The sequence below is a fragment of the Candidatus Symbiopectobacterium sp. NZEC135 genome, assembly GCF_025962695.1.
This window is the reverse complement of the sequence record NZ_JAGFPF010000087.1, coordinates 1-10,725: the sequence shown is the minus strand read 5'-3', so window position 1 is coordinate 10,725 and position 10,725 is coordinate 1. Positions and strand designations below refer to the sequence as shown.

Below are 10,725 nucleotides of genomic sequence, written 5' to 3'. Positions count from 1 at the left end.
CCCTTACGCAGTGCGGTTTCCAGCGTGTAACACAGTTGCTTCAAGCGGGGCACGCCGCTGTAGCCGCAACTGCCGTGCAGTTTGTGAATCAGCGGCAGCGTGTCTTCCACCGGGTGGCCCGCCAACAGCGTTTCGATGTGTTGCTGAACCTCAGGCAGGGAGTCCAGCAGCATTTGTAGCAGATCGCGCGCCAGGTCTGGTTTATTCGCTGCCTGACGCGTTGCCAGCGACCAGTCGAGCGAGAGCTGGCTGTCATCATGCTCCGCCAGTAATTGTGTCATGCTGCTGTTCTCGCGCTCAGTCAGTATCACCGGCGGTTGGGTATAACGTGCCAATACCGATGCCAGCATTTGCTCATCAATCGGTTTAGCCAGATAACCGTCCATCCCCGCTTGCAGCAATGATTTGCGCTCGTCACTCAGCGAATGGGCGCTGACGGCGATAATCGGCGTGGTGGCGTGGCGGGAAAGCTGGCGAATATGCTCGCTGGCGCGAATACCGTCCATGCCCGGCATTTGGATATCCATCAGGATAACGTCGATATCCTGCATGGCCGCCTGCGCGATAGCCTCTTCACCGCTGTCACACAGCAGGGTGTTTTCCACCTGCTCTTCCAGCAAGGTGCCGATCAGTTTCAGGTTGGCCGGATTGTCATCCACCGCCATCACACACAGGGGCAAGCGCGGTGTGGGCAGCGTTGCCGGTTGCGTTACTGGCAGCAACGATAGCTGCTGGATCAACAGCCCTTCCTGTATTAAGGGCAACAGACGTACTGAGGACAGGGGTTTACTCAGACAGGCGTGGATACCGAAGGATTTCAGCTGTTCAGCATCCATTTGCGCCAGACTGGGCAAGGCTAAAATGACACAGTCTGCTTTACGGCTCATGTCGCGCAGTTGCGAGGTGTAATCCTGCAAGGTATTACGATGCCGAACGGGGACACCGAGCAGCAAAATATCAAAATGTTGCGGCGGTAGCTGTTCAAGGGTAGGGCTAAAGTGCACCTGCAACGGCGTTTGCCCCAAAATATCTAGCCCGGCCTGTGCGGCGGAGGCGTTGGCTTCCACATAGGCAATGCTGCGCCCTTGCAGCACGGAGACGTTATTCTCGACGACAGCGCTGTGCGGATCGCAGGTTAGCGTGATGTGGAACCAAAAGGTGGAGCCTTGGTTGACTGTGCTTTGGAAGCGAATATCGCCCCCCATCTCTTTTACCAACCGCTGGGTGATAACCAGCCCCAGCCCGGTGCCGCCGTGGCGGCGGGAAATGCTGGTATCCGCCTGACGAAATGCTTGAAACAACTGTGCCTGTTGCCCTTCGGCGATACCGATCCCGGTATCTCGGATCTGAATTTCCAACTCCAGCTGTTTATGGTTCTGGCGGTGGCGTTCAACGCGAATATCAATATTGCCCTTTTCGGTGAATTTGATGGCATTGCCCAGCAGGTTGGTGATCACCTGTTGCAGACGCATGGGATCGCCGATAAATCGTTCGGGTACGCCGGGTTGAATGTTGAGTGTCAGCTCTAACCCTTTCTCATGGGCGGTGTGCGCCAACAGCGTGATGACATCATCCAGCGTGTTATGCAGTGAGAACGGGATGTTTTCCAACACCAGCTTGCCGGCTTCCAGCTTGGAGAAATCCAGCACGTCATTGATGATAGCCAGCAAATTGTTGGCGGAACGTTCGATGGTGCGCAAATAGTCGGTCTGGGTGGCGGTTAACGTGGTTTTTAGCGTTTGGCGGGTGAAACCGATCACGCCGTTAAGCGGGGTGCGCAGTTCGTGCGACATGTTGGCTAAAAACTCGGACTTGATGCGCGCGGCCTCTTGCGCCCGCTTTTTCGCCAAATCCAACTCAACGTTCTGGATCTCCATCTGTTCCAGCGTTTCTCTGAGATCGTAGGTGGCCTGATCGATGTTTTGCTGCATCTCCTCGTGGTAGGCCGTCAGGGACATCGCCATGGCGTTAATGCCATTTTTCAGCATATCCAGCTCACCCAGCATGCACCCTTCCGCACGGCTGTCCAATTGACCGCGACGGATACGATCGACGGTATCCACCATATTGCGTATCGGCATGGTGACATCGCGCACCAGACGATAGGCAAACAGACCGGCAATCCCCATACACAGCAGCATCAACAGCGTGGCGATAAAGGTTTCCTGATACTGTTGCAGCATGATGGAGTCGGTATCCAACTCCAGCAATACATACCCCACGGTCGCGCCGGGACGTTCGACCTTGCCCGCATGACGGGTAAATTCCGGGCCGATGGTGATAGGCATATGCAGTAACAGCATGTCATCAACCTGATGAGAATGTAGCCCTGACGGCATCGGCTGCTGTTTTACCGCATCAATCAACTGGGTGACATGGCGCGAATCGGTGCTGAACAACACCTGATGTTGTGCATTAGTGATGATAATGGCGCGCACAATGTCGGAATGACGCCGATGCAGCATATTGATTAGCGGCTGAATCATCTCCTGCTGGTTGGCGACCATTGAATAGGCGGCAACGGCGGAAAGCGGCTCAATAATACTGGCTCCCGCGCTGGCGAGTTGGTCCTGCAACTGATTGCTGCGGTGAATAACGAAGAAGGTACTGAGCAGCAATCCGATAATCAATGTCGGAGCCAGAATCAGTATCATCATGCGGGCACGCAGACTGTATTTGGTCATGAGGTTCCAATGTGGGAGAATTAGGCCCAGACGTTCAGCTTAAAGACACAATAGCAAACTATGGCGCAATTCTACTCTCCAAACCGGCGTGTGACGACCCGGCAAACCATTAACGTGACCGTGACCGATCTCGATCCCTTCGGACAGGGCGTGGCGCGTCATCAAGGCAAAACTGTTTTCGTGCCCGGTGTGCTACCGGAGGAGCAGGCGGAAGTCCGGCTGACCGAGGATAAACGCCAGTATGCGCGCGCTGAACTTAAACGCTTGCTGACGCGCAGTGCACAGCGTGTAGAACCGCGCTGTCCGCACTTTGGCGTGTGCGGCGGTTGCCAGCAGCAGCACGCCGATGTGGCGTTGCAACAGCGCAGCAAAACGGCCGCGCTGCAAAAGCTGATAACGCGAGAAACCGGACAAACGCTGACAGATATTGGGCTGATTGCGGGGCCGGCCTATGGTTACCGTCGGCGTGCGCGTCTTGCGTTATACTTTTTGGCGGGAGACAAACCTGCGTCAGCGGGCGGGAAGGCGTCAGCCCGTGCCAAGACAGGGCCTCAACCCCCATCGGGTTTGCGCATGGGATACCGCCAGGGGCAATCGCACGATGTGGTGGATATCGCAACTTGCCCGGTGTTGGCACCGGAACTGGATGTTCTGTTAGCCCCGTTGCGGCACTGCCTCAGCCAGTTGCAAGGGGTGAAACGGCTTGGTCATGTGGAACTGGTGCTGGCGGATAACGGTCCGCTGCTGGTGTTGCGCCATCTTGATGCCCTGAGTGCCGCGGACACCGATGCTTTGCGCGCGTTTTCCGTGGCGCAGCAGGTGGCTATCTATCTGGCGCCAGAGGCCGATGTTGTCACCGCTTTGACGGGCGATACGCCGGTGTATCGTGTGAACGACATGACGCTCGCCTTCAGCCCGCGCGACTTTATTCAGGTCAATGACGCGGTAAATCAGCAGATGGTGGCACAGGCGCTGGCGTGGCTGGATGTGCAGCCACAAGATCGTATTCTGGATCTGTTTTGCGGCATGGGCAATTTCACGCTGCCGCTGGCAACGCGCGCGGCAGAAGTGGTCGGCGTTGAAGGTGTGCCAGCGTTGGTGGAGACGGGGCGAGAGAATGCGCGCCGTAACGGCTTGTCTAACGTCACATTTTCTCACCAAAATCTCGATGAGGATGTTGCGCAACAGTCCTGGAGCGCCCAGGGATTTGATAAGATACTGCTAGACCCGGCACGCGCCGGGGCGGCGGAAGTGATGCCGCAAATTGTTAAACTTGCACCACAGCGTGTGGTCTATGTTTCGTGTAACCCCACCACGTTGGCGCGGGACAGTAAAGTGCTGTTGGCCGCAGGTTATACGTTGGCGCAGGTCGCCATGTTGGATATGTTTCCTCACACCGGCCACCTTGAATCGATGGCACTGTTTTTGCAGCGTTCTGGTAAGGCGGCACGCTCTGGCACAGCGGCATGCTCTGGCAAAGCAGCAATGTAGGGAGAATTTATGGTTGCGGTAAGAAGTGCGCATTTGAATACGGACGGCGAGTTTGTGCCAGATGCCTGGATTGCATCGTTGGGCATCAATAATCAGCAGTCGTGTGAACGCTTAGCCGAGACCTGGCGCTATTGTGAACAGCACACGCAGGGGCATCCCGTTGCGATGTTGCTGTTATGGCGCGGCATTGAAATGGTGGAGATCCTTTCCACGCTCAGCATGGATAACGACAGCATGCGCGCGGCGATGCTGTTCCCGCTGGCAGATTCCGGCGTGGTAGATGAAGACACGCTGCGTGAAGCGTTTGGCAAAAATATCGTCGATTTGGTGCACGGCGTGCGCGATATGGATGCGATTCGTCAACTGAAAGCGACGCAAAATGATTCTGTCGCCTCCGAGCAGGTGGACAACATTCGCCGTATGCTGTTGGCGATGGTGGAAGATTTCCGCTGCGTGGTGATCAAGCTGGCGGAGCGCATTGCGCACCTGCGTGAAGTGAAAGACGCGCCGGAAGAAGAGCGCGTGCTGGCGGCCAAGGAGTGTACCAACATCTACGCCCCGTTGGCGAACCGCCTCGGTATCGGCCAGCTCAAATGGGAGTTGGAAGATTTCTGCTTCCGTTATTTGCATCCGGATGAATACAAAAAAATCGCCAAACTGTTGCACGAGCGTCGTATCGACCGTGAACAGTACATTGACGATTTTGTGAAGACGCTGCGCACCGCGATGGCGGGTGAGGGTGTGAAGGCCGATATATATGGTCGGCCCAAGCATATCTACAGCATCTGGCGTAAGATGCAGAAAAAATCCCTGTCGTTTGATGAACTGTTTGATGTGCGTGCCGTGCGTATCGTGGTGGAGCGCTTGCAGGATTGCTATGCGGCGCTCGGTATCGTTCACACCCACTACCGCCACCTGCCCGACGAGTTCGACGACTATGTGGCAAACCCCAAACCCAATGGTTACCAATCCATCCATACGGTGGTGTTGGGGCCGAGGGGCCAAACTCTTGAAATCCAGATTCGCACCAAACAGATGCATGAAGATGCAGAGCTGGGCGTTGCTGCGCACTGGAAATACAAAGAGGGCGCGGTTGCAGGGGGACGCTCTGGTTACGAAGGACGCATTGCCTGGCTGCGCAAGCTGCTCACCTGGCAAGAAGAGATGGCCGATTCAGACGAAATGCTGGACGAAGTGCGCAGCCAGGTGTTCGACGATCGCGTCTACGTGTTTACGCCAAAAGGCGATGTGGTCGATCTGCCGACCGGCTCCACGCCGCTGGATTTTGCCTACCACATTCATAGCGACATCGGGCACCGCTGCATCGGGGCCAAAATTGGCGGGCGCATTGTGCCCTTTACCTACCAGTTGCAGATGGGCGATCAGATTGAAATCATCACCCAGAAGCAGCCGAACCCGAGCCGCGATTGGCTGAACCCGAACTTGGGCTATATCACCACCAGCCGTGGGCGTTCCAAGATCCATAACTGGTTCCGCAAACAAGATCGTGACAAGAATATTCTGGCTGGTCGCCAGATTCTGGATAACGAGCTGGAACATTTGGGGATTAGCCTCAAAGCCGCAGAGAAGCTGCTGTTGCCGCGCTATAACATCAACTCGCTTGATGAATTGCTGGCGGGGATTGGCGGCGGGGATATTCGCCTCAACCAGATGGTGAACTTCCTTCAGGCGCAGCTCAACCAGCCCAGCGCCGAGGAGCAGGATCGCGAAGCGCTGCGTCAGCTCACCCAGCAGAAAGCGCCCCCGCAGAACAGCCGCAAAGACAGCGGCCGCATTGTGGTCGAAGGGGTCGGAAATCTGATGCACCATATCGCGCGCTGCTGCCAGCCGATCCCGGGCGATGAGATTATCGGTTTCATCACGCGCGGGCGCGGTATCTCTATCCATCGTGCTGACTGTGAGCAGTTGGACGATCTGCGCAGCCATGCGCCAGAGCGGATTGTCGATGCTGTCTGGGGCGAAAGCTACTCCAGCGGCTACTCGCTGACGGTGCGCGTAACCGCCAACGATCGCAGTGGGTTGCTGCGCGATATCACCACCATTCTGGCGAACGAAAAGGTGAACGTGCTGGGCGTGTCTAGCCGCAGCGACACTAAACAGCAGATCGCGGTGATCGACATGGAGATTGAGATCTACAACCTTCAGGTATTGGGACGGGTGCTGGCGAAGCTTAACCAACTGCCGGATGTTATTGACGCACGTCGCCAGCAAGGGGCGTAATTTTTACGTAGTTCCTCACGTTGTCATCCCCGCGCAGGCGGGGATCTCCTACAGGCTAAATGCATTTCTCCAGTAAGAGGTTCTCGGCCTAGGCCGAGGACGACACGCGATTTTTATTGATTCAGGAATCAGGCATGACAGCAGCAGCGATTGAACGTCTTCTTTCCATTATGAACACACTGCGCGATCCGGAAAACGGTTGCCCGTGGGATCGCAAGCAAACCTTCGACACCATCGCGCCCTACACGTTGGAAGAGACCTACGAAGTGCTGGATGCGATTGCACGCCAGGATTTCGACGATCTGCGCAGCGAATTGGGCGATCTGTTGTTCCAGGTGGTGTTTTACGCCCAGATGGCGCAAGAGCAGGGATTGTTTGATTTCTCTGCGGTGTGCGATGCGATAAGCGACAAGCTTGAGCGGCGACATCCGCATATCTTTGGTGATGCAACGCTCACCGACAGTGACGCGGTGCTTGCCAACTGGGAGCAAACCAAAGCCCAGGAGCGCGCTGAAAAAGCCCGCTATTCGGCGTTGGACGATATTCCTGACGCGTTGCCCGCCTTGATGAAAGCGCACAAAATCCAGCAGCGTTGCGCATCTGTCGGTTTTGACTGGAACAGCCTGGGGCCGGTGGTCGACAAGGTGTATGAAGAAATTGATGAAGTGATGCACGAAGCTCGGCAGGCGGTCGTGGATGAAGAAAAATTGGCCGAAGAAATAGGCGATTTATTGTTCGCTACCGTTAATCTTTCGCGCCACCTTGGTCAGAAAGCCGAAAACGCGCTTCAGGCAGCAAACCGCAAATTCAGCCGCCGTTTCCGTCAAGTAGAACAGATTGTTATCGCCTCGGGAAAAACAGTCGAGCAGGCGACGCTTGAGGAAATGGATGCGGCCTGGGAACAGGTAAAACGTCAGGAAAAAGCAGATTAGGTCATTTCAGTCACTTAACGGCTTTTTTTGGCATTTTTGTTATTTATCTTTATGATTTTTAATCCGATGTTTCATACCATTTGTGCGTGATACATCGGTTTAGTTGCGACCTTACGATCGCCACAATGATGAAAAGCAACATTTGTAGCCTTCATCAGGTTCAGGTATACTACTTTCCCGTCCTGGTACTCCATCGTTATACCCGTCATACTTCACGTTGCAGGTGCGTTGGTTGCGCTCGCTCATCCTAGTCACTTACTTGAGTAAGCGCCTAGGGATTCGTTTGCTTGCCGCCTTCCCGCAACGCGAATTATTTTGGGTATATAAACCTAATTTCTCAGGTTCAGCATGACAACTAATTATATTTTTGTGACCGGCGGGGTCGTATCCTCTCTGGGTAAAGGCATTGCCGCAGCCTCTCTGGCGGCTATTCTCGAAGCCCGTGGCCTCAACGTTACCATCATGAAACTGGACCCGTACATCAACGTGGATCCGGGCACGATGAGCCCGACGCAGCACGGTGAAGTGTTTGTCACCGAAGACGGCGCGGAAACCGATCTCGACTTAGGCCACTACGAGCGCTTTATTCGCACCAAAATGACGCGCCGCAACAACTTCACCACTGGTCGTATCTACTCCGATGTGCTGCGCAAAGAGCGTCGCGGCGACTACCTGGGTGCAACCATTCAGGTGATTCCGCACATCACCAATGCCATCAAAGAACGCATCATTGAAGGCGGCGAAGGCCATGACGTGGTGTTGGTGGAAATTGGCGGCACCGTTGGTGATATCGAATCTCTGCCGTTCCTTGAAGCGATTCGGCAGATGGCGGTGGAAGTGGGCCGTGAGCATACCCTGTTCATGCACCTGACGCTGGTGCCCTACCTGGCGGCAGCGGGCGAAGTGAAAACCAAGCCGACTCAGCACTCGGTAAAAGAGCTGCTTTCCATCGGTATTCAGCCGGACGTGCTGATTTGCCGTTCGGACCGCACCGTGCCCGCTAACGAGCGTGCAAAGATTGCTTTATTCTGTAATGTGCCGGAAAAAGCAGTAATCTCCTTAAAAGATATTGATTCGATTTATAAAATCCCGGCGCTCTTGAAATCGCAGGGATTGGACGATTATATTTGTAAACGATTCAGCTTGAATTGCGCCGAAGCAGACCTGTCCGAATGGGAACAGGTTGTCTATCAGGAAGCCAATCCGGGTGGCGAAGTCACCATCGGCATGGTAGGCAAATACGTTGCACTGCCGGATGCCTACAAGTCGGTGATTGAAGCCCTGAAGCACGGTGGGCTGAAAAATCGCCTGACCGTTAACATCAAGCTGATCGATTCGCAGGATGTTGAAACACGCGGCGTTGAAGTTCTCAAAGATCTTGATGCTATCTTGATCCCTGGGGGGTTCGGCTATCGCGGTGTTGAAGGTAAAATCATGGCGGCGCGTTACGCCCGCGAGAACCGCATCCCTTATCTGGGCATTTGCCTGGGAATGCAGGTCGCATTGATGGAATTTGCCCGTAACGTTGTCGGCATGGAAGCGGCAAACTCTACGGAATTTGTGCCAGACTGTAAGTACCCGGTCGTTGCGCTGATCACCGAATGGCGCGATGAAGAGGGTAACCTCGAAGTGCGTAGCGAAGAGAGCGATCTGGGTGGCACCATGCGCGTGGGTGGTCAACCGTGCCACCTGGCGGAAGGCAGCCTGGTGCGTGAGATGTACGGTGAGGCAACCATTATTGAACGCCACCGTCATCGCTATGAAGTGAACAACATGCTGTTGAAACAAATTGAAGCGGCGGGATTGCGTGTTGCTGGTCTTTCCGCCGACCGCAAGCTGGTGGAGATTGTTGAACTCCCTGACCATCCGTGGTTCGTGGCCTGTCAGTTCCATCCGGAATTTACATCGACACCGCGGGATGGGCATCCCCTGTTTGCCGGTTTCGTTAAAGCCGCTGGCGCGTATCAAAAGCGTCAGGTGAAGTAAGGGTTTTTCAGCAACGCGCGGTCCAGTACCGCGCGTTGTTCGTCTAAGGTTTTAGTTTAACTTGTACTGAGGAAAATCTAATGTCCAAAATCGTTAAAGTCATCGGCCGTGAAATCATCGACTCACGCGGAAACCCGACCGTTGAAGCCGAAGTTCACTTGGAAGGGGGCTTTGTAGGTCTGGCTGCTGCACCGTCAGGCGCATCTACTGGTTCTCGCGAAGCGCTGGAACTGCGTGATGGCGACAAATCCCGTTTCCTGGGCAAAGGCGTGACCAAGGCTGTTGGCGCGGTGAACGGCCCGCTGGCGCAGGCTATTCTGGGCAAAGATGCCAAAGATCAGGCTGCCATCGACCAGATCATGATCGACCTGGACGGTACTGAGAACAAATCCAACTTTGGTGCTAACGCCATTCTGGCGGTGTCTCTGGCTAACGCTAAAGCAGCAGCCGCGTCCAAAGGCCAACCGCTGTACGAACACATCGCTGAACTGAACGGCACCCCAGGCAAATTCTCTATGCCTCTGCCGATGATGAACATCATCAACGGTGGCGAACACGCTGACAACAACGTTGATATCCAAGAGTTCATGATTCAGCCGGTTGGCGCGAAAACTGTGAAAGAAGCGATCCGTATCGGTTCTGAAGTGTTCCATCACTTGGCGAAAGTGCTGAAAGGCAAAGGCCTGAACACTGCCGTTGGCGACGAAGGCGGCTACGCGCCGAACCTGGGTTCCAACGCAGAAGCACTGGCTGTTATCGCTGAAGCGGTAAAAAATGCCGGTTATGTGCTGGGCAAAGACGTTACGCTGGCGATGGACTGTGCTGCTTCTGAGTTCTACAACAAAGAAACGGGCAACTACGAACTGAAAGGCGAAGGCAAAACCTTCACTTCTCAAGAGTTCACCCACTATCTGGAAGGCCTGACCAAAGAGTACCCGATCGTTTCTATCGAAGACGGTCTGGACGAATCTGATTGGGACGGTTTTGCTTACCAGACCAAAGTGCTGGGCGACAAAATCCAGCTGGTGGGCGACGACCTGTTCGTTACCAACACCAAGATCCTGAAAGAAGGCATCGAGAAAGGCATCGCTAACTCCATCCTGATCAAATTCAACCAGATCGGCTCTCTGTCCGAAACCCTGGCTGCTATCAAGATGGCGAAAGATGCGGGCTACACTGCTGTTATCTCTCACCGTTCTGGCGAAACCGAAGACGCTACCATTGCCGATCTGGCAGTAGGTACTGCGGCTGGTCAGATCAAAACCGGTTCTATGAGCCGTTCTGACCGCGTTGCTAAGTACAACCAGCTGATCCGTATCGAAGAAGCGCTGGCTGGCCGTGCTGCATTCAACGGTCTGAAAGAAGTGAAAGGCCAGGCGTAATCGCCTGTC

6 protein-coding genes are annotated in these 10,725 nt (G+C 54.8%); 5 read left to right on the top strand and 1 reads right to left on the bottom strand.

Going from position 1 to position 10,725, the window contains the following annotated elements; translation table 11 throughout:
* A partial coding sequence (gene barA / locus J5224_RS22210; protein ID WP_264627423.1) for a two-component sensor histidine kinase BarA occupies window positions 1-2,684 on the bottom strand: 2,684 nt, incomplete at its 3' end.
* 60 nt (window positions 2,685-2,744) lie between these two features.
* Between barA and rlmD the strand changes: the two genes are divergently transcribed.
* The 5 genes from rlmD to eno all read left to right on the top strand — a co-directional run bounded on the left by rlmD (window position 2,745) and on the right by eno (window position 10,716).
* Window positions 2,745-4,175: a 23S rRNA (uracil(1939)-C(5))-methyltransferase RlmD gene (gene rlmD, locus J5224_RS22205; protein WP_264627422.1), complete on the top strand. Its 1,431-nt coding sequence runs from the start codon at window positions 2,745-2,747 to the stop codon at window positions 4,173-4,175.
* 9 nt (window positions 4,176-4,184) lie between these two features.
* A complete protein-coding gene (relA, locus tag J5224_RS22200; protein ID WP_264627421.1) occupies window positions 4,185-6,416 on the top strand; it encodes a GTP diphosphokinase in 2,232 nt (743 codons plus the stop codon).
* Window positions 6,417-6,550: 134 nt separating this feature from the next.
* Complete coding sequence (gene mazG, locus J5224_RS22195; RefSeq protein WP_264627420.1) at window positions 6,551-7,348, top strand: nucleoside triphosphate pyrophosphohydrolase; 798 nt, start codon at window positions 6,551-6,553, stop codon at window positions 7,346-7,348.
* A 348-nt stretch (window positions 7,349-7,696) separates the two neighbouring features.
* Window positions 7,697-9,334, top strand: a complete 1,638-nt coding sequence (gene pyrG / locus J5224_RS22190; RefSeq protein WP_264627419.1) for a glutamine hydrolyzing CTP synthase — start codon at window positions 7,697-7,699, stop codon at window positions 9,332-9,334.
* A gap of 80 nt (window positions 9,335-9,414) precedes the next feature.
* Complete coding sequence (eno, locus tag J5224_RS22185; protein WP_264627418.1) at window positions 9,415-10,716, top strand: phosphopyruvate hydratase; 1,302 nt, start codon at window positions 9,415-9,417, stop codon at window positions 10,714-10,716.
* The last annotated feature ends 9 nt before the right edge of the window (window positions 10,717-10,725 follow it).

Excerpts from the sequence above, each read along its gene's own strand:
- rlmD (WP_264627422.1), top strand. The coding sequence starts at position 2,745 with ATGGCGCAATTCTACTCTCCAAACCGGCGTGTGACGACCCGGCAAACC.
- relA (WP_264627421.1), top strand. The coding sequence starts at position 4,185 with ATGGTTGCGGTAAGAAGTGCGCATTTGAATACGGACGGCGAGTTTGTG.
- mazG (WP_264627420.1), top strand. The coding sequence starts at position 6,551 with ATGACAGCAGCAGCGATTGAACGTCTTCTTTCCATTATGAACACACTG.
- pyrG (WP_264627419.1), top strand. The coding sequence starts at position 7,697 with ATGACAACTAATTATATTTTTGTGACCGGCGGGGTCGTATCCTCTCTG.
- eno (WP_264627418.1), top strand. The coding sequence starts at position 9,415 with ATGTCCAAAATCGTTAAAGTCATCGGCCGTGAAATCATCGACTCACGC.